The 23,156-nt window shown below is 60.8% G+C and carries 20 protein-coding genes and 2 pseudogenes; 14 read left to right on the top strand and 8 right to left on the bottom strand.

The annotated features are described in order from the left end of the window. Positions 1-111: 111 nt before the first annotated feature. Positions 112-1,605, bottom strand: coding sequence for a CoA-acylating methylmalonate-semialdehyde dehydrogenase (locus tag ACXX83_RS27985; protein ID WP_458550148.1), 1,494 nt, complete (start codon positions 1,603-1,605; stop codon positions 112-114). Between the two features lie 74 nt (positions 1,606-1,679). Beyond that, positions 1,680-3,029 carry an omega-aminotransferase AptA gene (aptA, locus tag ACXX83_RS27980; protein ID WP_218482994.1) on the bottom strand — a complete coding sequence of 450 codons (1,350 nt, stop codon included), beginning with the start codon at positions 3,027-3,029 and terminating at the stop codon, positions 1,680-1,682. Positions 3,030-3,167: 138 nt separating this feature from the next. On the opposite strand from aptA, the gene ACXX83_RS27975 reads away from it, so the two are divergent. The 6 genes and pseudogenes from ACXX83_RS27975 to ACXX83_RS27950 all read left to right on the top strand — a co-directional run bounded on the left by ACXX83_RS27975 (position 3,168) and on the right by ACXX83_RS27950 (position 9,741). Further along, entirely contained in the window at positions 3,168-4,088 is a 921-nt protein-coding gene (locus ACXX83_RS27975) for a LysR family transcriptional regulator (protein WP_015093347.1), read from the top strand. Between the two features lie 211 nt (positions 4,089-4,299). Further along, positions 4,300-4,950: a TetR/AcrR family transcriptional regulator gene (locus ACXX83_RS27970; protein ID WP_458550147.1), complete on the top strand. Its 651-nt coding sequence runs from the start codon at positions 4,300-4,302 to the stop codon at positions 4,948-4,950. 18 nt (positions 4,951-4,968) lie between these two features. Then, entirely contained in the window at positions 4,969-5,550 is a 582-nt protein-coding gene (locus ACXX83_RS27965) for an IMPACT family protein (protein ID WP_458550146.1), read from the top strand. A gap of 581 nt (positions 5,551-6,131) precedes the next feature. Then, positions 6,132-7,697 carry an ABC transporter ATP-binding protein gene (locus ACXX83_RS27960; RefSeq protein ID WP_458550145.1) on the top strand — a complete coding sequence of 522 codons (1,566 nt, stop codon included), beginning with the start codon at positions 6,132-6,134 and terminating at the stop codon, positions 7,695-7,697. An 11-nt stretch (positions 7,698-7,708) separates the two neighbouring features. Next, positions 7,709-8,815 (top strand): annotated as a pseudogene (locus ACXX83_RS27955) (ABC transporter permease). Further along, positions 8,815-9,741, top strand: a complete 927-nt coding sequence (locus ACXX83_RS27950) for an ABC transporter permease (RefSeq protein ID WP_458550144.1) — start codon at positions 8,815-8,817, stop codon at positions 9,739-9,741. The pseudogene ACXX83_RS27955 and the gene ACXX83_RS27950 overlap by 1 nt, the downstream one beginning before the upstream one ends. On the opposite strand, the gene ACXX83_RS27945 is transcribed toward ACXX83_RS27950, so the two are convergent. Then, positions 9,738-10,229: a hypothetical protein gene (locus ACXX83_RS27945; RefSeq protein ID WP_458550143.1), complete on the bottom strand. Its 492-nt coding sequence runs from the start codon at positions 10,227-10,229 to the stop codon at positions 9,738-9,740. The genes ACXX83_RS27950 and ACXX83_RS27945 overlap by 4 nt on opposite strands. A gap of 79 nt (positions 10,230-10,308) precedes the next feature. On the opposite strand from ACXX83_RS27945, the gene ACXX83_RS27940 reads away from it, so the two are divergent. The 3 genes from ACXX83_RS27940 to ACXX83_RS27930 all read left to right on the top strand — a co-directional run bounded on the left by ACXX83_RS27940 (position 10,309) and on the right by ACXX83_RS27930 (position 12,794). Then, on the top strand, positions 10,309-10,467 hold the full coding sequence (locus ACXX83_RS27940) for a hypothetical protein (protein ID WP_217837113.1): 159 nt from the start codon (positions 10,309-10,311) through the stop codon (positions 10,465-10,467). Positions 10,468-10,486: 19 nt separating this feature from the next. Continuing rightward, entirely contained in the window at positions 10,487-11,176 is a 690-nt protein-coding gene (locus ACXX83_RS27935; RefSeq protein ID WP_458550142.1) for an SDR family oxidoreductase, read from the top strand. Positions 11,177-11,435: 259 nt separating this feature from the next. Then, the gene (locus ACXX83_RS27930) at positions 11,436-12,794 is read left to right on the top strand and encodes an 8-oxoguanine deaminase (RefSeq protein ID WP_126049096.1); all 1,359 of its coding nucleotides are present in this window, start codon (positions 11,436-11,438) and stop codon (positions 12,792-12,794) included. A 124-nt stretch (positions 12,795-12,918) separates the two neighbouring features. Here the strand turns inward: ACXX83_RS27930 and ACXX83_RS27925 are convergent, their stop codons facing one another. Continuing rightward, positions 12,919-14,007, bottom strand: a complete 1,089-nt coding sequence (locus tag ACXX83_RS27925) for a calcium:cation antiporter (RefSeq protein ID WP_458550141.1) — start codon at positions 14,005-14,007, stop codon at positions 12,919-12,921. Positions 14,008-14,285: 278 nt separating this feature from the next. Here ACXX83_RS27925 and ACXX83_RS27920 point away from each other — a divergent pair, with 278 nt between their 5' ends. The 3 genes from ACXX83_RS27920 to ACXX83_RS27910 all read left to right on the top strand — a co-directional run bounded on the left by ACXX83_RS27920 (position 14,286) and on the right by ACXX83_RS27910 (position 17,514). Further along, entirely contained in the window at positions 14,286-15,368 is a 1,083-nt protein-coding gene (locus ACXX83_RS27920; RefSeq protein ID WP_126049094.1) for a BMP family ABC transporter substrate-binding protein, read from the top strand. A gap of 144 nt (positions 15,369-15,512) precedes the next feature. After that, positions 15,513-16,478 carry an isopenicillin N synthase family dioxygenase gene (locus ACXX83_RS27915; protein WP_458550140.1) on the top strand — a complete coding sequence of 322 codons (966 nt, stop codon included), beginning with the start codon at positions 15,513-15,515 and terminating at the stop codon, positions 16,476-16,478. 82 nt (positions 16,479-16,560) lie between these two features. Beyond that, the gene (locus ACXX83_RS27910) at positions 16,561-17,514 is read left to right on the top strand and encodes an adenosine deaminase (protein ID WP_217837109.1); all 954 of its coding nucleotides are present in this window, start codon (positions 16,561-16,563) and stop codon (positions 17,512-17,514) included. 76 nt (positions 17,515-17,590) lie between these two features. On the opposite strand, the pseudogene ACXX83_RS27905 reads toward ACXX83_RS27910, so the two are convergent. Together ACXX83_RS27905 and vimR are read right to left on the bottom strand one after the other, a co-directional pair. Beyond that, positions 17,591-18,324: pseudogene (locus tag ACXX83_RS27905) on the bottom strand (ArsR/SmtB family transcription factor). Positions 18,325-18,639: 315 nt separating this feature from the next. Continuing rightward, entirely contained in the window at positions 18,640-19,569 is a 930-nt protein-coding gene (vimR, locus tag ACXX83_RS27900) for a transcription regulator VimR (RefSeq protein ID WP_217837107.1), read from the bottom strand. A 124-nt stretch (positions 19,570-19,693) separates the two neighbouring features. On the opposite strand from vimR, the gene ACXX83_RS27895 reads away from it, so the two are divergent. Continuing rightward, positions 19,694-20,707 (top strand): zinc-binding alcohol dehydrogenase family protein, encoded by a 1,014-nt coding sequence (locus tag ACXX83_RS27895; RefSeq protein ID WP_217837106.1) that lies wholly within the window; start codon positions 19,694-19,696, stop codon positions 20,705-20,707. A 418-nt stretch (positions 20,708-21,125) separates the two neighbouring features. Here the strand turns inward: ACXX83_RS27895 and ACXX83_RS27890 are convergent, their stop codons facing one another. Beyond that, positions 21,126-22,322, bottom strand: coding sequence for a multidrug effflux MFS transporter (locus ACXX83_RS27890; RefSeq protein ID WP_458550139.1), 1,197 nt, complete (start codon positions 22,320-22,322; stop codon positions 21,126-21,128). Between the two features lie 90 nt (positions 22,323-22,412). Next, positions 22,413-22,610: a cation transporter gene (locus tag ACXX83_RS27885; protein ID WP_007971846.1), complete on the bottom strand. Its 198-nt coding sequence runs from the start codon at positions 22,608-22,610 to the stop codon at positions 22,413-22,415. A gap of 148 nt (positions 22,611-22,758) precedes the next feature. On the opposite strand from ACXX83_RS27885, the gene ACXX83_RS27880 reads away from it, so the two are divergent. Then, positions 22,759-23,142, top strand: coding sequence for a hypothetical protein (locus ACXX83_RS27880; protein ID WP_102702253.1), 384 nt, complete (start codon positions 22,759-22,761; stop codon positions 23,140-23,142). Positions 23,143-23,156 lie beyond the last annotated feature (14 nt).

The following is a 23,156-nucleotide window of genomic DNA, read 5'->3' as shown; positions in this document are numbered from 1 at the left end:
GCCTCCAGAATCTGCCGTCAACACCTATTTTCACAAATCTGTCATATAGGCCCAAAAAGCCCCTAAACCAAAAAGGCCGACCCAATGGGTCGGCCTTCTACGCCCTTCTACTTACAAGCTAGGGAACGCGAACTGCGAAGCTTCATGGCTCGCACGCTGTGGCCAGCGCTGGGTGATGGCCTTGCGGCGGGTGTAGAAACGCACGCCATCCGGGCCGTAGGCGTGCAGGTCGCCGAACAGCGAACGCTTCCACCCGCCGAAGCTGTGATAGGCGACCGGCACCGGCAACGGTACGTTGACGCCGACCATGCCGACTTCGATCTCGTCGCAGAACAACCGCGCCGCTTCGCCGTCACGGGTGAAGATGCAGGTGCCGTTGCCATACTCGTGGTCGTTGATCATCTGCATGGCTTCTTCCAGGCTGTTGACCCGAACAACGCACAACACCGGCCCGAAGATCTCTTCTTTATAGATACGCATCTCTGGCGTGACGTTGTCGAACAGGCAACCACCCAGGAAGAAGCCTTCTTCATGACCGGCCACGGTCAGGCCACGACCATCCACCACCAGCGTCGCGCCAGCGGCTACGCCGTCTTCTACATAACCGCTGACTTTGTCACGAGCCTGGCCAGTCACCAGTGGGCCCATGTCCAGGCCGCAAGAAGTACCGGCACCGATTTTCAGCGCCTGGATTTGCGGAACCAGTTTGGCCACCAGAGCGTCTGCGACCTGGTCACCGACACACACGGCCACGGAGATCGCCATGCAGCGCTCACCGCAAGAACCGTAAGCCGCGCCCATCAGTGCGCTGACAGCGTTATCCAGATCGGCATCCGGCATCAGCACGGCGTGGTTCTTCGCACCACCCAGGGCCTGAACGCGTTTGCCGCGCTTGGTGCCTTCGGAGTAGATGTATTCGGCAATCGGCGTCGAACCGACGAAGCTCAGCGCCTTGACTTCCGGCGCTTCGATCAACGCATCCACCGCAGTCTTGTCGCCGTGCACCACGCTCAGTACGCCTTTAGGCAAACCGGCTTCCAGCAGCAACTGGGCAATCAGCAGCGTCGAGCTCGGGTCACGCTCGGACGGCTTGAGGATGAAACAGTTACCGCAGACGATCGCCAGCGGGTACATCCACAGCGGCACCATGGCCGGGAAGTTGAACGGCGTGATACCGGCGACAACGCCCAACGGCTGGAAGTCAGACCAGGCATCGATGTTCGGGCCGACGTTGCGGCTGTACTCGCCCTTGAGGATTTCCGGAGCCGCGCAAGCGAACTCGACGTTCTCGATGCCGCGCTTCAATTCACCAGCAGCATCTTCCAGGGTCTTGCCGTGCTCTTCGCTGATCAGTTGCGCGATACGTGCTTCGTTTTGCTCCAGCAGCTGCTTGAAGCGGAACATCACCTGGGCACGCTTGGCCGGTGGCGTGTTGCGCCAGGCCGGGAATGCAGCCTTGGCCGCGTCGATGGCGCTCTGGATGGTTTCGCGGGTCGCCAGCGGCAACTTGTGAATAGCCTGACCGGTAGACGGGTTGAACACATCTACCGCGCGACCGTTCTCGGTCACCAGTTCGCCATTGATCAAATGCGGAATAACGCTCATGGAAGCTCCTGAAAAGTTGTCCACAGGCGCCCGTTCCCGGACGCCCGTTGTTTATAGGTATATAGAAGGAGAAATCAGTCGATCTTGCCCAGCACTTCGCCGACCGCGTCGAACAGACGATCCAGGTCCTGCGGCTTGCTGTTGAAGGTTGGGCCGAACTGCAGGGTGTCGCCGCCGAAGCGGACATAGAACCCGGCTTTCCACAGCGCCATGCCGGCTTCGAACGGACGCACGATCGCATCGCCGTCACGTGGAGCGATCTGGATCGCACCGGCCAGGCCGAAGTTGCGGATGTCGATAATGTTCTTGGTGCCTTTGAGGCCGTGCAGCGCATTTTCGAAATGCGGTGCGACTTCGGCCACGCTCTGTACCAGGTTTTCCTTTTGCAACAGGTCGAGTGCTGCCAGGCCCGCCGCGCACGCCACCGGGTGTGCCGAATAGGTGTAGCCATGGGGGAATTCAACCGCGTACTCAGGCGTCGGCTGATTCATGAAGGTCTGGTAGATCTCGGAGCTGGCAATCACCGCGCCCATCGGGATCGCGCCGTTGGTGACTTGCTTGGCAATGCACATCAGGTCCGGGGTCACGCCGAAGGTGGTGGCGCCGAACATGGTGCCGGTACGGCCGAAACCGGTGATCACTTCGTCGAATACCAGCAGGATGTTGTGCTGGTCGCAGATTTCACGCAGACGCTTGAGGTAACCCTGTGGTGGAACCAGCACACCAGCTGAACCGGCCAATGGCTCGACGAATACCGCCGCGATGTTCGACGCATCGTGCAGCTCGATCAGCTTGAGCAGTTCGTCAGCCAGGGCGATGCCACCCTGCTCCGGCATGCCACGGGAGTAGGCGTTGCTTGCCAGCAGAGTGTGCGGCAGGTGGTCGACGTCCATCATCGCCTGACCGAACAATTTGCGGTTGCCGTTCACGCCGCCGAGGCTGGTGCCCGCGATGTTCACACCGTGGTAGCCACGGGCACGGCCGATCATCTTGGTTTTGGTCGACTGGCCCTTCAAGCGCCAGTAGGCACGGACCATCTTCACCGCGGTGTCAGCACACTCGGAACCCGAGTCGGTGAAGAACACGTGGTTCAGGTTGCCCGGGGTCAGGTCGGTGATTTTCTCGGCCAGCTGGAACGACAGCGGATGACCGTACTGGAAGCCTGGCGAGTAATCGAGCGTGCCCAGTTGCCTGGCGACCGCTTCCTGGATTTCCTTGCGGGTGTGCCCGGCGCCACAGGTCCACAGACCCGACAGCGAGTCATACACCTTGCGCCCCTTGTCGTCGATCAGCCAGCTGCCTTCGGCGCCAACGATCAGGCGCGGGTCGCGCTGGAAGTTGCGGTTGGCGGTGTAAGGCATCCAGTGAGCATCGAGCTTGAGCTGGCTGGCCAGCGAAGTCGGGGCGTTTTCAGGCAAGTTCATGGGCAAAACCTCGCAAGGCAGTAAGCGGCGTAAGGATTGAAAACCGTTGTTGCAGCTAAATTGCCACGGGGATAAAGTCTGTGAAATGCAACTCTTCTAATGTTCAGTCAGCCAATCACTAAACTTTGAGTAACCCGCATGAGCGCTCGCCGTCCCGATCCGCTGGCCCAGGTCAGCGACTTTGATATTCGCCTGCTGAGGATCTTTCGTAGCGTGGTGGAATGCGGCGGCTTCTCCGCGGCGGAAACCGTGCTGGGCATTGGTCGTTCAGCGATCAGCCAGCAGATGAGCGATCTGGAGCAACGCCTCGGCCTGCGCCTGTGCCAACGTGGACGCGCCGGTTTTTCCCTGACCGAGGAAGGTCGCGAGGTCTATCAATCGGCGTTGCAACTGTTGAGTGCGCTGGAAAGCTTCCGTACCGAGGTCAACGGCCTGCACCAGCACTTGCGTGGTGAATTGATCATTGGTCTGACGGACAACCTGGTCACCCTGCCCCACATGCGCATCACCCATGCCCTCGCGCAATTGAAAGAGCGCGGCCCGGACGTGCAGATCCAGATCCGCATGATCGCGCCCAATGAGGTCGAACAAGGCGTACTCGACGGCCGTCTGCACGTCGGCGTGGTGCCGCAGGCAAGCGCACTGTCGGGGCTGGAGTATCAACCGCTGTATAGCGAACGCTCGCTGCTGTATTGCGCGGTCGGCCATCCGCTGTTTTATGTCGACGACAAACAACTGGACGACGAGCGCCTGAACAGTCAGGACGCCATCGCACCCACCTTTCGATTGCCAGCGGAGATCCAGGCCCACTACCAGGCGCTCAATTGCACCGCCAGCGCCTCGGACCGCGAAGGCATGGCGTTCCTGATCCTGACCGGACGCTATATCGGTTACCTGCCGGATCACTATGCGAGTCTTTGGGTACAGCAGGGCCGGTTGCGAGCGTTGAAAGCCAAAACGCGCTTCTATGACCTGAGCCTGGCCTCGGTCACACGCAAGGGGCGTCGCCCGCATCTGGTGCTGGAGAGCTTTCTCGAGAGCCTGGCCGCGACGCGTTGAAATTTTGGATTACAGAAACCTGTGGGAGCGGGCTTGCTCGCGAAGAGGCCGGTACATCCAGCATCAATGTTGTTTGATACACCGCCTTCGCGAGCAAGCCCGCTCCCACAGTAGATTGCGGTGTAGGGTTTTATTGTGTGAGGACTTGTCTGAAGTCGGTGGGTACGCTATCAACGCACTGGCCGTCCCACCCACCAGTTCGGAAGTGCTTATGACCTTTGAAGTCCCAGCCCACGGCGCAAAACCCGTCAGCCGCATTCGTCAGAAGAACGAAGAGACCATCATCAAAGCCGCCGAAGACGAGTTCGCCCGTCACGGGTACAAAGGCACGAGCATGAACACCATCGCCCAGAACGCCGGGCTGCCCAAGGCAAACCTGCATTACTACTTCACCAACAAGCTCGGTTTGTACGTGGCGGTGCTGAGCAACATCATCGAGTTGTGGGACAGCACCTTCAACACCCTCACCGCCGAGGATGATCCGACCGAGGCCTTGACCCGTTACATTCGCGCGAAAATGGAGTTCTCCCGCCGCCAGCCGCAAGCCTCGCGGATTTTCGCCATGGAAGTCATCAGTGGCGGTGAGTGCCTGACCGAGTATTTCAACCAGGACTATCGCGCCTGGTTCCAGGGCCGTGCGGGTGTGTTCCAGGCCTGGGTCGACGCCGGTAAAATGGACCCGGTCGATCCGGTGCACCTGATCTTCCTGCTGTGGGGCAGCACCCAGCATTACGCCGACTTCGCCACGCAGATCTGCCGCGTCACCGGGCGCACCAGGTTGACCAGGCAAGACATGGAAGACGCCGGGGACAACCTGATCCGCATCATTCTCAAGGGCTGCGGCCTGAAACCTGCCATTTAAATAGCCATTCAGGTACGTATGCCTTTTACCCTCAGCGGTTTTTGCGAATACCGCGAAGAGATTCGCAAGAGCCGCTTCACCACCTTCGCCGCGCCGATATCCAGCCCGGCCGAGGCCCAGGCGTTCATTGAACAGCACAGTGACTTGAATGCCTCGCACAACTGCTGGGCGTGGAAGCTCGGCGATCAATATCGCAGCACCGATGATGGCGAACCCGGTGGCACGGCAGGTCGGCCGATTCTGGCGGCGATAGAGGCACAGGATTGCGATCAGGTCGCGGTGCTGGTGATTCGCTGGTACGGCGGCATCCAACTGGGCACCGGTGGTCTCGCCCGGGCCTATGGCGGCGGTGCGAACAAATGCCTGCAAGCGGCGCCAAAGGTTGAGTTGATCAGCCGGGTGCCGTTGCGATGCGCTTGCGGGTTTGCCGAGTTGGCGTTGGTCAAGCTGCGGGTGGCGGAGGCAGGTGGACTGGTTGTGGATGAAAGCTTCACCGCCAATGGTGTCGAGTTGCAGTTGGCGGTAGGCGATGCGCAGATCGATACCTTGCAGTCACAGCTGGCCGATTTGAGTCGTGGACGTATTCTCTTGCAGCGCTGAAAACAAGCGCAAAAGATCGTAGCCTTCGGCAGCTCCTACACGGAATCGTGCTGCGATCTTTTGGGGCACGCCGCTTTTCCACTTATTCCATATTTGCCCACATCTGCTGTGCACCCGGCTGTGGATAACCTGAGCACATACCGCTGTAACCCTTCTGTCATGCGGCTTTGCGGACTTTGCTCAATTTTCGTCCAATCTGCCATCAAGCGCATCAAATTCAAGCAAAAACAAACAGTTACGGCGATTTATCACCTTTAGAAGAAAGCCACCCAGTGCTTATGCCCATGCCTTGAGCTTGCGCACAAATACTGTGGAGCAATCTGTGGATAACCCGTTCATGGCCGTCTCGGCACCATGCACGGTATGGCTTGTGGTCGATTGATCATTTTTTGAGCAAAAGCCCACGAGCAAAATCGGGGCTTGATTTGCACCCTTGCCCCCATGTGGTGCCGGGCTCTGCTTGGCACATCTGAAAGCTGCGTACTCAACGCCCCGACTCACAGGAGTCCGAAGTTTTTCTGACCGAGTGGCCAGAAAATTGCTTTATCCACAGGCACAAGTCCAACAGCACCGAGCCTGTCATGCCCAATCACGCTCCAATCCCGGATCCGGTTCCGCGCCTGCAACTGCGCGGAATCAGCAAACGCTACCCCGGTTGCCTGGCCAACGATGCCATCGACCTGACCATTGCCCCTGGCGAGATCCATGCCCTGCTTGGGGAAAACGGCGCGGGCAAAAGCACGCTGATGAAAATCATCTACGGCGTCACCCAGGCCGATTCGGGCGAGGTGATCTGGCAAGGTCAGCGGGTAACCCTGCGCAACCCGGCCCAGGCGCGAGGCCTGGGCATCGGCATGGTGTTCCAGCACTTCTCGCTGTTCGAAACCTTGAGCGTGGCGCAGAACATCGCCCTGGCCATGGGCGCAGTGGCAGGCACACCCAGACAACTTGAGCCGAAGATTCGCGAGGTGTCGCGACGCTATGGCATGGCGCTGGAACCGGAGCGACTTGTCCACAGCCTGTCGATCGGAGAACGGCAACGGGTGGAAATCATTCGCTGCCTGATGCAGGACATCCGCCTGTTGATTCTCGATGAACCGACTTCAGTGCTGACGCCGCAAGAGGCCGACGACTTGTTCGTCACCCTGCGCCGGCTCGCCGCCGAGGGCTGCAGCATTTTGTTCATCAGCCACAAGCTCGGGGAAGTCCGCGCGTTGTGCCAGAGCGCGACGGTACTGCGCGGCGGACGCGTGACCGGACATTGCGTGCCAGCCGACTGTACGGATCAGCAACTGGCGCGCCTGATGGTCGGTGAGGCGGCGCAGCTGAACGCAAACTATACGAAGGTGACCGGGGGTGATGCGTTCCTTGATGTACGCGGATTGTCCTGGCACAACCCGGACCCGTTCGGGTGCTCGCTCAAGGACATCAATCTTGAAGTGCGCAGCGGTGAAATCGTCGGTATCGCCGGTGTCGCGGGCAATGGCCAGGACGAGCTGCTGGCCTTGCTCAGCGGCGAACAACGCCTCAATCGCAACGAAGGCGCAACCCTGTGCTTTGGCCAGGAACCGGTTGCCCATTTACACCCCGACGCACGTCGCAGACTGGGCCTGAGCTTCGTCCCTGCCGAACGCCTGGGCCATGGCGCGGTGCCAGAGTTGAGCCTGGCAGACAACGCGCTATTGACCGCTTTCCAGCAAGGATTGGTGAGTAAGGGTCTGATCCGGCGCAGTAGAGTCGAAGTGTTGGCCGAGGAAATCATCCGCCGTTTCGGGGTCAAGACACCCGATAGCCAGACCCCGGCCCGCAGCCTGTCCGGCGGCAACCTGCAGAAATTCATCCTCGGCCGGGAAATCCTTCAGCAACCCAAACTCCTGATCGCCGCGCACCCGACCTGGGGTGTGGACGTCGGCGCGGCCGCCACCATTCACCGCGCCTTGATTGCCTTGCGCGATGCCGGCGCGGCGATCCTGGTGATTTCCGAAGACCTCGACGAACTGTTCCAGATCTGCGACCGCCTTGGCGCCTTGTGCAGCGGTCGCCTGTCGGCACTGAACGCCACGGTCGATACGCGCCTGAGCGATGTCGGCGGCTGGATGGCCGGCCAGTTCGCTGCCCCTCAATCACTCGCATCCGCCACGCGCTAACGGAGTGTCACATGCTGCTTTCTCTTGAACCCCGTGGCCAGCAATCGCGGCTGATGCTGTGGTGCTCGCCGTTGCTGGCGGCTGCGCTGACCCTGGGCTGTGGATCATTGTTGTTCATCACGCTCGGGCATGACCCGCTGTTGACCTTGCATACGCTGCTGATCGCGCCGGTCAGCGACCTGTATGGCGTCTCTGAATTGTTGGTCAAAGCCCTGCCGATTCTGCTGTGCGCATTGGGCCTGGCCGTCGCCTACCAGGCGCGCATCTGGAACATCGGTGCCGAAGGTCAACTGCTGCTCGGTGCATTGGCCGGCAGTGCGCTGGCGGTCAACATCATCGATATGCAAAGCCGCTGGGCGCTGGTGGCGATCCTGCTCACCGGCACCCTGGCCGGTGCTGCCTGGGCCGGCCTGACGGCGTGGTTGCGCACACGCTTCAACGCCAATGAAATCCTGACCAGCATCATGCTCAACTACATCGCGCTGAACCTGTTGCTGTTCTGCGTTCACGGTCCGTTGAAGGATCCCGCCGGGTTCAACTTCCCCGAGTCAGCGATGTTCGGGGATGCCAGCCGCTTGCCGCTCTTGATGGAGGATGGACGGGTTCACGCCGGGGTGTATTTCGCCCTGCTGGCATTAGTGGCGGTGTGGGTGCTGTTGCAGAAAAGCTTTGTCGGCTTCCAGATCAAAGTGCTCGGGCTGGATAAGCGGGCCGCCGGTTTCGTCGGTTTTCGCGAGAAACGCCTGATCTGGCTCGCGCTATTGATCAGCGGCGGTCTGGCCGGCCTTGCCGGTGTGTGCGAAGTCACCGGGCCGATCGGTCAGTTGGTGCCGCAGGTCTCGCCGGGCTAAGGCTATGCGGCGATCACCGTGGCGTTTCTCGGCCGCCTGAATCCGCTCGGGATCCTGTTTTCCAGCCTGTTGATGGCGCTGCTGTACATCGGCGGTGAAAGCGCACAAATGAGCCTGAACCTGCCGCAAGCGATCACCCAATTGTTCCAGGGCATGATGCTGTTTTTCCTGCTTGCCAGTGACGTGCTGATTCTCTACCGGCCGCGCCTGAACCTGCGCTGGAGCCGTCGTGCCCAAGCCACCGCCGTACACGCAGGAGCGTTGTGATGGATATCGATCTGCTGAGCAATATTTTCTACGCCATGGTCCGCTGCGGTACGCCGTTGTTGTTGGTGGCGCTGGGGGAACTGATCTGCGAGAAAAGCGGCGTCCTCAACCTGGGCCAGGAAGGCATGATGCTGTTTGGCGCGGTGATCGGTTTCATCGTCGCGTTCAACACCGGGCACCTGTGGCTCGGCGTATTGCTGGCGATGTTCGCCGGGATGCTTCTGTCATCGCTGTTTGCTCTGGTGGCGCTGGTATTCAATGCCAATCAGGTGGCCAGCGGTCTGGCCCTGACGATTTTCGGCGTGGGCCTGTCGACTTTTGTCGGTGCCGCCTGGGTCGGCAAGCCGCTGGCAGGTTTCGAACCCTTGGCGATTCCCTATCTGAGCCAGATCCCGCTGATCGGGCGGATGCTGTTTGCCCAGGACCTGTTGGTCTATCTGTCGTTCGCACTGTTTGCGCTGGTGGCCTGGGGCATTCTGAAAAGCCGTGTCGGGCTGATCATTCAAGCCGTCGGGGAAAATCCCGCTGCCGCCAGTGCCATGGGCTTGCCGGTGTTGTCAGTGCGTACTTTGGCGGTGTTGTTTGGTGGCGCGATGGCCGGGTTGGCCGGGGCCTATCTGTCCCTGGCGTACACGCCGATGTGGGCGGAGAACATGAGCGCCGGGCGCGGCTGGATTGCCCTGGCGCTGGTGGTGTTCGCCAGTTGGCGGGTGTGGCGCCTGCTGCTCGGCGCGTACCTGTTCGGGCTCGCCAGCATCCTGCACCTGGTGGCGCAGGGATTGGGGCTGGCGATTCCGTCGAGCCTGCTGGCGATGCTGCCGTATGTCGCGACCATAGTAGTGCTGGTGCTGTTGTCACGGGATGCGCTGCGGACACGGTTGTATGCGCCGGTGTCGTTGGGGCAGCCGTGGCAGGCTGGGCATTAGGCTGTGCCTGTTCGGTCCTCTTCGCGAGCAGGCTCGCTCCCACATTTGACCGAGTTCACACCCATCCCATGTGGGAGCGGGCTTGCCCGCGAAGGGGCCCGAACAGGCAACACCTGAGCCACGCCCCACGCCAATTCAAACACCAGAAAAACCACAAGCAATGAACTCGCCCCCTGGATCAGGGCATAAGCCTGCCAGGCCGAGAACAGGAATCTGGCCACGGCGTCATACCGTCCGAAAACCTGCTGCGGATCACGAATCCGCAGCACCGCCCACACGCAGACGATCGAGCCCAACAGGTTCGCCATCAACATGTGCACCGGTTCGAACGGTGGCAGCTCACCCGGCAAACTCAACGCCTGGCTCAGCGCAGTCAAAACCCCATGCAACGCCGCAAAACTCCACGGCGTGACAAACGCCATCGTCACGATCAGGTCGTACCAGGCACTGCCTTGCACCAACCGGCGATATTGCGTTGTAGTCCACATCGTCATTGCTCCATCAATTCAGGGAGCAACAAGGCTAAAGCCTGGAGTATGCTCCAAGGTCAAGCCCCTTCGAGACGTCATGATACGCATCGTTGAATTAGCCCGGGCCAGCGCCGTCACGCAACGGCTGCAAGACAAACTCAAACTGATCGAAGCCCGCATGGCCGAACTCGGCGCGTTACGCGAAGAGTTGCAACAACGGCTCGGGCAACAGTGTCCATTGAATCCACGATCCTGAACTTTCAAGGAAGCCACTCATGTCCAAGGCAAAAACCGCACTCATCATCGGCGCCTCCCGGGGGCTTGGCCTCGGACTGGTGAAAACCCTGCTGGCCGATGGCTGGCAAGTCACCGCCACCGTGCGCGACCCGCAAAAAGCCGAGGCCTTGCAGGCCCTGGGCAAGGTGCGGATCGAAAAGCTCGACATGGACGATCAGCCCGCGGTGTCCGCCCTGAGCCAACAACTCAAGGGTGAGGTGTTTGACCTGTTGTTCGTCAATGCCGGGGTCAAGGGGCCGGATGTCCAGACACCCAACGGTGGCGCGACGATGGCCGAGGTCGGCCAGCTGTTTTTCACCAACGCCGTGGCGCCGATCAACCTGGCCCAGCGTTTTGTCGAACAGATCCGTCCGGACAGCGGCGTGCTGGCGTTCATGAGTTCGGTGCTGGGCAGCGTGACCATGCCCGATGCGCCGGAGCTGGCGCTGTACAAGGCCAGCAAGGCGGCGCTGAATTCCATGACCAACAGCTTCGTCACTCAGTTGGGCGATACAACGCTCACTGTCCTGTCGCTGCACCCGGGCTGGGTGAAGACCGACATGGGCGGTGAAGGCGCGGACATCGACGTCGAAACCAGCACGCGCGGCCTGGTTGATCAGGTGAATGCGTATGTCGGCAAGGGCGGACATCACTTCATCAATTACCGGGGTGAGACCATTCCCTGGTAATCACCGCCAACACACTACCCTGTGGGAGCGGGCTTGCCCGCGATGACGGCGGCACAACCAACAACGATTTGACTGACACACCGCTATCGCGAGCAAGCTCGCTCCCACAGGGTTTTTTGTTGTCCTGTCGGGCCGGGCTTGCCCATAACGGTATTTTGATCGACACTGCCCACCTCGCCTCCCCGGCGAACCTGGATCAGCAGACAGGGCAACACTGAGCTGGCAACCCTGAACCCAACTTTCAGAGGAGCCGGCCAACATGCCTGCGACCCGTACCTGGTTAAAAAATCCCCTCGCCATTTTCACCTCCAACGGTCTCGATGCCCGTGGCGGCCTGGTGCTGCAAGACGGCTTGATCGTCGAAGTGCTCGGCGCAGGCCAGCAACCATCCGCGCCGTGCAATGAAGTGTTTGATGCCCGCGAGCATGTGATCCTGCCGGGCCTGATCAACACCCATCACCACTTTTATCAAACCCTGACCCGCGCCTGGGCGCCGGTGGTCAATCAGCCGCTGTTTCCATGGCTGAAAACCCTGTACCCGGTCTGGGCACGCCTGACCCCGGAAAAACTCGCCCTCGCCACCAAGGTCGCACTGGCCGAATTGCTGCTGTCCGGCTGCACCACCGCCGCCGACCATCACTACCTGTTTCCGGAAGGTCTGGAAAATGCCATCGACGTGCAAGTCGAGAGCGTTCGCGAACTGGGCATGCGCGCCATGCTCACCCGCGGCTCCATGAGCCTCGGCGAAAAGGACGGTGGCCTGCCGCCGCAACAGACGGTGCAGGAAGGCGAAGTGATCCTCGCCGACAGCCAGAGACTGATCGCCGAGTACCACGAACGCGGTGACGGCGCGCAAATCCAGATCGCCCTGGCACCGTGCTCGCCGTTCTCGGTGACCCCGGAAATCATGTCGGCCAGCGCCGAACTGGCGAACCAACTCGACGTGCGCCTGCACACCCATCTGGCAGAAACCCTCGACGAAGAAGATTTCTGCCTGCAACGCTTCGGCCTGCGCACCGTGGATTATCTGGACAGCGTCGGCTGGCTCGGCCCGCGTACCTGGCTGGCCCATGGAATCCACTTCAACCCGGACGAGATCGCCCGCCTCGGCGCCGCCGGCACCGGTATCTGCCATTGCCCGAGCTCGAACATGCGCCTGGCCTCGGGCATCTGCCCGAGCATCGATTTGACTGACGCCGGCGCCCTGCTGGGCCTGGGTGTGGACGGTTCGGCCTCCAACGATGCCTCGAACATGATGCTCGAAGCGCGCCAGGCCCTGTACATCCAGCGCCTGCGCTACGGCGCCGAGAAGATCACCCCGGAACGCGTGCTCGGCTGGGCGACCAAAGGTTCGGCCAGCCTGTTGGGCCGTACCGATATCGGTGAACTGGCGGTGGGCAAGCAGGCCGACCTGGCGCTGTTCAAGCTCGATGAACTGCGCTTCTCCGGTAGCCATGATCCGGTCTCGGCCCTGCTGCTGTGCGGCGCCGATCGCGCGGACCGGGTGATGGTCGGCGGCAAGTGGCGGGTGATTGACGGGCAGGTCGAGGGGCTGGATCTGAAGGGCTTGATTGCCGATCACAGCCAGGCGGCGCGACAGTTGATTGCAGGGACCTGACACAACGCCGATTGACACTGTGGGAGCGGGCTTGCTCGCGAAGGCGTTGGATCAGTCGATATTCATGTGACTGACACACCGCCTTCGCGAGCAAGCCCGCTCCCACATTGGTTTTGCGGTGCTCTTAGAGTCCCAGCAGCGACAACATGATAAACGTCGCAAACAACACGAAATGAGTCATGCCTTCGATGGCGTTGGTTTCGCCGTCGTTGAGATTGATCGCGCTGACGATCAGGGTGAGAAACACCATCACGGTCTGCACCGGGGTCATGGCCATCTGGAATGGCTGGCCGGTATAGAGCGCCATCGCCTCCATCACCGGCACCGTCAGGATCACCGTCGACAGTGACGCGCCCATGGCGATGTTGACCACCGACTGCATGCGATTGGCCAGTGCCGCGCGCAACGCGGTCAAGATCTCCGGCGCCGCAGAGATCGCCGCCACCAGGATCGCCGTAATCACCGGCGGTGCCCCCGTCCCTTCCAGCCCCAGATCGAGGGTACTGGACATCACTTCGGCCAGTGCGCCAATCACCACCACCCCGAACACCAAGGTGCCGATACTCAGCACCAGATTGACCGGCTGCGGCTCTGCGCCAGGCTCCTTCCGGCGGCGCTTGTCCGGGTAGCTGTAGCTGAAAAAATAACTGTGCGGCCCGACCTGCATGCGCAGGAACAAGGCGTAGAGCAGCACCATCGTGCCGATGGTAAAGGCCGAATAGAGCTTCCATCGCGCTTCGGGAATGAACTCCGGCACCACCATCGAGACACCCATGGCGGTGAGAATCATCACGCTGTAACTGCGCGCCGAATCGTCGTTATAGGACTGTTCGCCATGCTTGAGCCCGCCTATCAACGCTGCGAGGCCAAGGATGCCATTGATGTCGAGCATCACCGCCGAGTAGATCGTATCGCGCACCAGCGTGGCCGAGGCTTCGTTGCTCATCATGATCGCCAGGATCACCACTTCCACCAGCACGGCGGCCAGGGTCAGGATCATCGTGCCGTAGGGGTCACCGACCTTCTCCGCCAGCAGTTCGGCCTGATGGGCAACGCGCATGGAGGCGGCGACGATGAAGACGATCAGCACCAGCCCGCTGATCAATGCGATGACCTGGCCGCTGTGCAGCATCCAGTGCTCCAGCGGATAGGCCACGCACGCGGCGATCAAGGCCAACAGCAGGAAGCCTTCTTGCTTGAGGGTGGTGAGCATGGCGAGCCTTTTTGCCGAGTGGTGCCGATGAGCTACTGACTGCAGGGTGGCATTAACGTTTCGTTTTACCTTAGCGCACCAGAGGGTGGCGTGAGGTTGGTCAGATGCACTGCGTTGGTTCTGGTGTTGAAAAAGATCGCAGCCTTCGGCCACTCCTACAGAGCTACGCGAAGCCATGCAGGAGCTGCCGAAGGCTGCGATCTTTTGATTTTGTTGTCCGGTTGGTCAGCCATTTGCATTGCCCCTGCCAACCACAGAACAAAATGGAGCTCCAATTCATGCACAACCGTCCGTTGAAGAAGCTGCTTTGCGCCGTTACCGCCGCCATCGGCCTGAGCGCCAGCCTGAGTGCCAGCGCCAACGACCCGCTGAAAGTCGGCTTCGTTTACATCGGCCCGATCGGCGACCACGGCTGGACGTATCAGCATGAACAGGGACGCAAGGAGCTCGCGGAAAAATTCGGCCCGCAGATCACCACCAACTATGTAGAGAACGTCGCCGAAGGTGCCGACGCCGAGCGGGTGATCCGCAACATGGCCAAGGACAAATACGACCTGATCTTCACCACCTCCTTCGGCTACATGAACCCGACCGTGAAAGTCGCCAAGCAGTTTCCCCAGGTGACCTTCGAACACGCCACCGGCTACAAACAGGACAAGAACCTCGGCACCTACCTGGCACGCACCTACGAGGGTCGCTACGTCGGTGGCTTCCTCGCTGCGAAGATGACCAAGACCAGGAAGATCGGCTATGTCGCCTCGTTCCCGATCCCGGAAGTGATCCGCGACATCAACGCCATCCAGCTGGCCTTGAACAAGTACAACCCCGGTACCGAAATCAAGGTCGTGTGGGTCAATTCCTGGTTCGATCCGGGCAAGGAAGCGGATGCCGCCAACGCACTGATCGACCAGGGTGTCGACGTGGTGTTCCAGCACACCGACAGCCCGGCGCCAATCCAGGCCGCCGAACGTCGCGGCGTGTATGCGGTGGGCTACGCTTCGGACATGGCGCACTTCGGGCCGAAGGCGGTGCTGACCTCCATCGTCAACGACTGGGGCCCGCACTACATTCAGGCAGCCCAAAGCCTGCTTGATCATGACTGGAAGTCCCAGGACTACTGGGGCGGCCTGAAAGAAGGCACGGTTGAGCTGCCGATCAGCGACCTGGTGCCGGCTGCGGTGAAAAGCGAAGCCGAACAGCTCATCGCCAATATCAAGAGCGGTACGCTGCAGCCGTTCACCGGGCCGATCAAGGATCAGGCCGGCGTCGAAAAAATCCCGGCGGGCGTGAGCGCGACTACGGCGGAGCTGGCGTCGATGAATTACTACGTGGAAGGCATGAAGGCGGAAATACCGAAGTAACACTTCAACCACCACACAACCCCCTGTGGGAGCGGGCTTGCTCGCGAATGCGGTCTGTCAGACAACGGAGATGTTGGATGTACCTGCCTTTTCGCGAGCAAGCCCGCTCCCACATTGGAACCATAGTGTTTTCAAGGATTGCGCATGACCAGCCTCCCCATCATCGACATCGCCCCGCTCTACAGCGACGACCAGAACGCCTGGCCAGCCGTGGCCGCACAAATCGACCACGCCTGCCGCGAGTGGGGTTTCTTCTACATCAAGGGCCATCCAATCAGTGCCGCGCGCATCGACGCCCTGCTCGACCACGCCAAACGCTTCTTCGCCCAACCCACCGCCGAAAAACTCAAGATCGACATCACCCAGACCCGTCACCATCGCGGCTACGGCGCCATCGCCACCGAACAGTTGGACCCGAGCAAACCCAGCGACCTCAAGGAAACCTTTGACATGGGCCTGCACCTGCCGGCCGACCACCCCGACGTACTGGCGGAAAAACCCTTGCGCGGCCCCAATCGCCATCCCTCCCTGCCCGGTTGGGAAGCGCTGATGGAGCAACACTACGTCGACATGCAGGCCCTCGCACAAACGCTGTTGCGGGCAATGACCATTGCGCTGGGCATTGAGCGCGATTTCTTCGACACTCGCTTCAATGACCCGGTCAGTGTGTTGCGCCTGATCCACTACCCGCCGCGTCACACGGCCAGTTCCACCGAGCAGCAAGGCGCCGGCGCCCATACCGACTACGGCTGCATCACCCTGCTCTATCAGGACGCCGCCGGTGGCTTGCAGGTACGCAACGTCAAAGGTGAATGGATCGACGCGCCCCCCATTGACGGTACGTTCGTGGTCAACCTCGGCGACATGATGGCGCGCTGGAGCAACGACCGTTACCTGTCGACGCCGCACCGGGTGATCAGCCCCCTGGGCGTGGATCGTTACTCCATGCCGTTCTTCGCCGAGCCGCACCCGGATACCCGCATCGAATGCCTGCCCGGTTGTCAGGATGCACTGCACCCGGCGAAATACCCGGCCACCACCTGCGCCGGGTTTCTGCTCTCGCGCTTCGCCGATACCTACGCTTATCGACGGGAACAGGAAGCGGGGTGATGAACCGCCTGGTCAGGTTTTACCAATTGTTGCGGCAACCCTCTGTAGAATGGCGACCATTGCACCTGATGAGAAAAGAATCATGTATGACTGGCTGAACGCCCTGCCCAAGGCAGAATTGCATCTGCACCTGGAAGGCTCGCTGGAGCCCGAGCTGTTGTTCGCCCTGGCCGAGCGCAACAAGATTGCCTTGCCATGGAGCGACGTCGAAACCTTGCGCAAGGCGTATGCCTTCAACAACCTGCAAGAGTTCCTCGACCTGTATTACCGAGGTGCCGATGTACTGCGCACCTCCCAGGATTTCTATGACCTGACGTGGGCGTACCTGCTGCGCTGCAAAGAGCAGAACGTGATTCACACCGAACCGTTCTTCGACCCGCAGACCCACACCGACCGTGGCATCCCGTTCGAAGTGGTGCTCAACGGCATCGCCGCCGCGCTGAAGGATGGCGAGCAGCAGCTGGGTATCACCAGCGGTTTGATCCTGAGCTTCCTGCGCCATCTGAGCGAAGACGAAGCACAGAAAACCCTCGACCAGGCGCTACCGTACCGCGATGCGTTCGTCGCCGTGGGCCTGGACAGTTCCGAGATGGGCCACCCGCCAAGCAAGTTCCAGCGCGTGTTCGACCGTGCCCGTCACGAAGGCTTCCTGACCGTCGCCCACGCTGGTGAAGAAGGCCCGCCCGAGTACATCTGGGAAGCCATCGACCTGCTGAAAATCCAGCGCATCGACCATGGCGTACGCGCCATCGAAGACGAGCGCCTGATGCAGCGGATCATTGACGAGCAGATCCCGCTGACCGTATGCCCTCTGTCGAACACCAAGTTGTGCGTGTTCGATCACATGTCGCAGCACAACATTCTCGACATGCTGGAACGCGGTGTGAAAGTGACCGTGAACTCCGATGATCCGGCGTACTTCGGCGGTTATGTCACGGAGAACTTCCATGCCCTGCACACCCACCTGGGCATGACCCAGGACCAGGCCAGACGCCTGGCGCAGAACAGCCTCGATGCGAGGTTGGTGAAACCCTGAAGGCAAACGCAAACCTTGTAGGAGCTGGCTGCCAGCGATGCTGAATGGGAGGCCACCATCGCCAGCAAGCCGACGACTACAGTGCCATTTCCAACTCGGTTTCCAGGGCAAAGCGATGAATTTCGCGTTGCCCGGAGGCCGTCACCTGCAAGGCTCGGGAATCGTTGGGCAGGCTCAGCCACCCCGACTGCATGAACAACTGCAACAAGGCGGCCCCCAGCGAGCCGCCCATGTGCGGGCGTCTTTCGCTCCAGTCAGGGCACGCGCAGGCAACCCTGCCGTTGCGATGGGCCAGCGCCTGGATGAACACTCCCCGTGCCGCCAACTCCGTCGCGCCCTTGAGCGTGACCGTGACCCGCTGATCCGAATGCTCGATCCAGCCCGCTTCCAGCAGTCGCTGATACAGGTCGGCGGACAGAGTCCCCCCAAGTGATCGTCGCACAGCCGGGCACTCAGCAGTGACGAGCGCACTGCCCGGGGTTTGACCAGTGGCGCATTGCGCTTGAACACCTCCGGAATATCCTGGTGCGCGCTGGCGAAGGTCGCGCTGGCCAGCGCTTCGATTGCCGCCCCTACCTCGGGGGCAGCCAGGCGGAAGAAGCGTTTGCGGCCGCGGCTTTCAACCTTTAACAGACCTCCAGCGGACAAACGTCCCAGGTGTGCACTGGCCGAAGACGGTGACAGGCCGGCCAGTAATGCCAACTCTTCGGTTGCTCGCGCCGAACCATCCATCAAGGCCCACATCATTGCGCTGCGCTTTGGGTCAGCCAGCAATGTGGCGATCTGGCTGATGCAAGGTGCATGTTCCATGTATTCACTCCCTGTTGAATCGTTTCGTCTTCTGACCAGAAACATCTTGACCAGTAATGTGTCGTCGGCCAATCCGTGGAAACTGCCATGAATCCGGCAACGCCTTGCTCACCCATTGGCGCTGCCTGGCCGATGCCGCGAAGGTCAGAAGGATGACCGTGCTGCCGGGCCGACTCGAACGTGGACCCGCCATTGGGGCTCGACGCTACTTACATGATGAGAGCGCTAGTATATGCGGGTTGGTCGGCGGATCCTGTCCTCCGCCCGGCATAGGTGGTGATAGTTCCTGAGGGAAATTTCTCTTTTTTTGTACGACTAATGATCGATATCCGAAAAGCCCGGAAATTGACTGCTCAACAGGGCGCATCGGCTGACAAGCATTTCGCGCAACAGGTTCACCGGCTTACTCAATTGCGCGCGATGGGCGCACAACAGATTCAACGGTGCGCGCTCGCAGAGCAGTTCCGGCATCAGCACCTTCAAGCGCCCGGCCAGTACATCGGCGGCGACATCGAGCCAGGATTTGTAGGCGATCCCGGCACCGGCCACGGCCCAAAGGCGAACGACGTCGGCATCGTCACTGAAGCGATCGCCGCTGACGGTCAGGCTGACTTCGCGTTTGCCGTCGTGAAAACTCCAGTGATCGTGGACCCTGCTGCCGAGCATGTACAACAGGCAATTGTGCTGTGCCAGTTGCTCCAGATGCCGCGGTTCGCCGTGGCGAGCCAGATAGTCGGGAGCGGCGCACAACACCCGGCGGTTCTGCGGGGCGATGGGCAGCGCCACCAGGCTGGAGTCCTCCGGTTCACCGTAGCGCAGGGCAACGTCTACCGGCTGGCGGAACAGGTCGGCGATGCGGTCCCCCAGCAGCAGGCGCACGGTCAGTTTCGGATGCTCGCGCTGAAACTGGTCAAGCCAGGGCAACAGCAGATTGCGGCCAAAGTCCGACGGCGCCGACAGTTGCAGAACCCCGCTGACCTGGTCCTGACCGCTGGCCAGTAATCGCCGGCCCTCGTCGAGATTGCTCAAGGCCGCGCGGGCGTATTCGAGAAAGCCCTCGCCCTCGGCGGTCAGGCGCAAGCTGCGGGTCGAACGGGCCAGTAGACGGGCGCCGAGTTGTTGTTCGATGCGCTTGAGCGCTGCACTGGCCACCGCCGCCGACATGTCCATGCCCCGCGCGGCGGCGGACAGACTGCCCAGGTCCGCCGCCCGCACGAACAACTGCAAGTCATCGAAACGCAGCATCAAGAACACCTATTATCAAAAAAACATTGAAAGAGACTGCTCTTTTAGCCGGTTTTATCTTCAGGAGAAATAGCCAATCATCTCCCCCATCGAATCACTTCTTTATTAGTGTTCAGGAGTCCCCATGAAAGCCATTGCCTACTACGCCTCGTTACCGATCAGTGATGACAAAGCCCTGCAAGACATCGAGTTGCCGGAGCCGGTTGCCGGCCCTCGCGACTTGCTGGTGGAAGTCAAAGCCATCTCGGTCAACCCGGTGGACACCAAGGTGCGCCAGAACGTCCAACCCGAAGGCGGCGCGGCCAAGGTGCTGGGCTGGGACGTGGCTGGCGTGGTCAAGGCTGTGGGCAGTGAGGTGACGCTGTTCTCGGTCGGCGACAAGGTGTTTTACGCCGGCTCCATCGCGCGGGCGGGTGGCAACAGCGAGCTGCATGTGGTGGACGAACGCATCGTCGGCCATATGCCCAAGACCCTTGGTTTCGCCGAGGCCGCCGCCCTGCCGCTCACCGCGATCACGGCCTGGGAACTGTTGTTCGAACGCCTGCAAGTGCGCGAAGGCAAAACCGACGAAGGCCAGAGCCTGTTGATCGTTGGCGCGGCAGGGGGCGTGGGCTCGATTCTTACGCAGCTGGCTCACCAGCTGACGGCCCTGAAAGTCATCGGCACCGCTTCGCGCGCGCAGACCCAAAGCTGGGTGAAAGAGCTGGGTGCCGATCTGGTGATCGACCATGGCCAGCCACTGAGCGAAGCACTCAAGCTGGCCGGTGTGGATCAGGTCACCCACGTCGCCAGCCTGACCCAGACCGACCAGCACCTGGACCAACTGGTCGAGGCATTGGCGCCCCAAGGCAAGCTGGCACTGATCGATGACCCCAAGTCGCTGGACGTGAGCAAGCTCAAGCGCAAGAGCCTGTCGCTGCACTGGGAGTTCATGTACACCCGTTCGCTGTTTGAAACCGCGGACATGATCGAGCAGCACAACCTGCTCAATCGCGTCGCCTGGCTGATCGATGCCGGGACACTGAAAACCACGGTGGGTGAACACTTCGGCACAATCAATGCGGCCAATTTGCGCCGTGCCCATGCCCTGCTGGAAAGCGGCAAGGCCAAGGGCAAGATTGTTCTGGAAGGATTTTGAAACGCTGAAAAAAAACCTTTCCGGTTTCATCCTTTCTGCGTTTTTTCGTCTGCGACCGGAACGTCCCGGTCGCAGATCCCCCCTTTGGACGCCATCGAAAAGTCGTGTTTTTTTTGGTTACAAACCGTCAGTCCGACAGTTGATTCTTGTCACAATGGTGCTCGTATTCAGGACTACAATCGAATCTCCTGCGAGGCAGTCTTTTGCGTAACGTCTTTTACGAGAGGTGATCCGTTGTGAAGATCCTGATAAAAGAATTGGCAAAATCCCAATGGCAAGTCCGCTTAGACCAGCATGCGGTGACGTTCCGCAGCGAAGCAGAAGCTCGCGCTTTCACGCGTACCCTCGAGGCCCGTATCCAGGCCCCTCACCAGATCCCCATCCTCCACCCGCAGCGCGCTGCAGGCTGATTCCGGCCTCAAACCTGGGCTTGCGCCAGCGCCCGGGCATTTTGCAAACGCCGGGTGAGCACCGCAGCGCTCACCACCAGAATTCCGCACAGGCTGATGACCATGGCCATCGGCACGGCGCTGCCATCGTGCAAAACGCCCACCAGCGCGGAGGCACCGGCCGCCACGCTGAACTGCAGGCAACCGAGCAGCGCCGAGGCGCTACCGGCCCGTGCGCCCTGCCCGCTCATCGCGCAGGCGGCGGCGTTGGGGCTGATGCAACCGAGGCTGGAAATACAGATGAACAATGGAATCAGCAGCGGCCACAGCTGGGCCGTGTGCAAAGCGCTGACAGCGAGCAGGGTCAGACCGGCCGCGAGATAAACCCACACCGCGCGCGCCAGCAAGAACGTCGGGCCACGTTTGGCCAGCAGCCGCGCGTTGACCTGCGCCACCAGAATGAAGCCCGCCGCATTGGTGCCGAACAACCAGCCGAAATGCTCGGCCGGAACGCCGTAGAGCTTGATGATGATGAAGGGTGAACCGGCGATGTAGGCAAACATCCCGGCGATGGCGATGCCCCCGGTCAAGGCATGGCCAAGAAATATCGGGTCGGCCAGCAACCGACCGTACTGGCGCAGCGCGCCCGACAGCGGTTGGCGCGGTATGTGGGCCGGCAAGCTTTCCGGCAATCCCGTGGCCACCGCCAGCCCCGCCAACGCACTGAACCCGGTCAAGGCCAGGAAGATCGACTGCCAGCCTGTGGTGTTGACCAGCAACCCACCCAGCAATGGCGCGAGGATAGGCGCAAGCCCCATCACCAGCATCAACTGTGAAAAGACTTTCGCCGAGCCCACTGCATCACACTTGTCGCTGACCACCGCCCGGGAAATCACCATGCCCGCGCAGCCACCCAACGCCTGGACGAAACGCGCACCGATCAGCCATTCCAGATTCGGCGCATAGGCGCACGCCACCGAGGCCGCGGTGAACAGACCGACACCGGTGAGCAACGGAATGCGTCGCCCGAAACGATCCGCCACCGGGCCATAGGCCAACTGACCGATGGACAAGCCGAGGAAGTAGGCCGCCAACGTCATCTGGACGTGATTTTCGTCCGTACCAAAAGCCAGCGCCATGGCCGGGAAGGCCGGCAGGTAGAAATCGATCGCCAGCGGACCGAAAGCGCTCAAGGCGCCGAGAATCAGAATGGTACGGAAGTTCATCAGGCATCCAGTGAGGCAGGAGTCGGCAGCCCGACAGTCTAGCCGCGCATGGACGCCTTGAACATTCCGGTAGCTCGCTAACTATCAAAATCAGGCCAGTTTGACACCATACCCCTCTTCGCTGATCGCCTCGATCACTTGCTGGGCAGTCAGCGCACTTTCGACACCGACTTCTTTAGCCGCCAGATCGACCCGCACACTGGCTGCCGGGTCCCTGGCCTGCACGGCCTGAGTGATGGCCTTGACGCAGTGGCCACAAGACATGCCTTCAACGTTGAACACTTGCATGGGATGACTCCTTTTCCGAGGGTTGAGTCCAGTTTCGAGCTTGCCACCATGGCAAGGTCAAGTTCTGAAGATTGCTGCCGGGCTGGCAATCGGCGCTACGCTCGGCCAAGCTGCGTCCATCAATGACTCGAACTCAGGAGATTCAGCCATGCGCTGGTCGGTTTTCAGCCTGTTTGGCTTTCTCAGCCTTTTCGCCGCCGTGCCTTCGGTCAATGCTGCCGGTCAGGATTATGGCGTGCTGATCATTTCCCGCGAACGCCTGGAAGTCGCGACCAGCTGCGAGATCGGTGTGTACATCCAGGATCAATTGGCGGCGCGGCTGTTTCAGGAGCAGAGCACCTCGTTCAACCTGCCGCCCGGCATCGTCTCGCTGCGCCTCAAGTTGCTCCCTGGTCAGATGCCGGGTTGCAATCCGGGCATGCTCGCGCCGGGATCGCAGGATATCCAGCTCAAGGCCGGGGATGTCCTCAAATACCGGATCGCGATGACGCAGGAAGGCATGTATCTGAAACGCGCCGGTCTCGGCTACTGACACACACCCCTTGT

The sequence above is a fragment of the Pseudomonas sp. GNP012 genome (assembly GCF_054343835.1).
Note: the sequence above shows the minus strand (reverse complement) of the source record. Positions and strands in the feature narration are given on the sequence as shown.

Coding starts and splice junctions, on each gene's coding strand:
- ACXX83_RS27985 (WP_458550148.1), bottom strand. CDS start 1,605: ATGAGCGTTATTCCGCATTTGATCAATGGCGAACTGGTGACCGAGAAC.
- aptA (WP_218482994.1), bottom strand. CDS start 3,029: ATGAACTTGCCTGAAAACGCCCCGACTTCGCTGGCCAGCCAGCTCAAG.
- ACXX83_RS27975 (WP_015093347.1), top strand. CDS start 3,168: ATGAGCGCTCGCCGTCCCGATCCGCTGGCCCAGGTCAGCGACTTTGAT.
- ACXX83_RS27970 (WP_458550147.1), top strand. CDS start 4,300: ATGACCTTTGAAGTCCCAGCCCACGGCGCAAAACCCGTCAGCCGCATT.
- ACXX83_RS27965 (WP_458550146.1), top strand. CDS start 4,969: ATGCCTTTTACCCTCAGCGGTTTTTGCGAATACCGCGAAGAGATTCGC.
- ACXX83_RS27960 (WP_458550145.1), top strand. CDS start 6,132: ATGCCCAATCACGCTCCAATCCCGGATCCGGTTCCGCGCCTGCAACTG.
- ACXX83_RS27950 (WP_458550144.1), top strand. CDS start 8,815: ATGGATATCGATCTGCTGAGCAATATTTTCTACGCCATGGTCCGCTGC.
- ACXX83_RS27945 (WP_458550143.1), bottom strand. CDS start 10,229: ATGTGGACTACAACGCAATATCGCCGGTTGGTGCAAGGCAGTGCCTGG.
- ACXX83_RS27940 (WP_217837113.1), top strand. CDS start 10,309: ATGATACGCATCGTTGAATTAGCCCGGGCCAGCGCCGTCACGCAACGG.
- ACXX83_RS27935 (WP_458550142.1), top strand. CDS start 10,487: ATGTCCAAGGCAAAAACCGCACTCATCATCGGCGCCTCCCGGGGGCTT.
- ACXX83_RS27930 (WP_126049096.1), top strand. CDS start 11,436: ATGCCTGCGACCCGTACCTGGTTAAAAAATCCCCTCGCCATTTTCACC.
- ACXX83_RS27925 (WP_458550141.1), bottom strand. CDS start 14,007: ATGCTCACCACCCTCAAGCAAGAAGGCTTCCTGCTGTTGGCCTTGATC.
- ACXX83_RS27920 (WP_126049094.1), top strand. CDS start 14,286: ATGCACAACCGTCCGTTGAAGAAGCTGCTTTGCGCCGTTACCGCCGCC.
- ACXX83_RS27915 (WP_458550140.1), top strand. CDS start 15,513: ATGACCAGCCTCCCCATCATCGACATCGCCCCGCTCTACAGCGACGAC.
- ACXX83_RS27910 (WP_217837109.1), top strand. CDS start 16,561: ATGTATGACTGGCTGAACGCCCTGCCCAAGGCAGAATTGCATCTGCAC.
- vimR (WP_217837107.1), bottom strand. CDS start 19,569: ATGCTGCGTTTCGATGACTTGCAGTTGTTCGTGCGGGCGGCGGACCTG.
- ACXX83_RS27895 (WP_217837106.1), top strand. CDS start 19,694: ATGAAAGCCATTGCCTACTACGCCTCGTTACCGATCAGTGATGACAAA.
- ACXX83_RS27890 (WP_458550139.1), bottom strand. CDS start 22,322: ATGAACTTCCGTACCATTCTGATTCTCGGCGCCTTGAGCGCTTTCGGT.
- ACXX83_RS27885 (WP_007971846.1), bottom strand. CDS start 22,610: ATGCAAGTGTTCAACGTTGAAGGCATGTCTTGTGGCCACTGCGTCAAG.
- ACXX83_RS27880 (WP_102702253.1), top strand. CDS start 22,759: ATGCGCTGGTCGGTTTTCAGCCTGTTTGGCTTTCTCAGCCTTTTCGCC.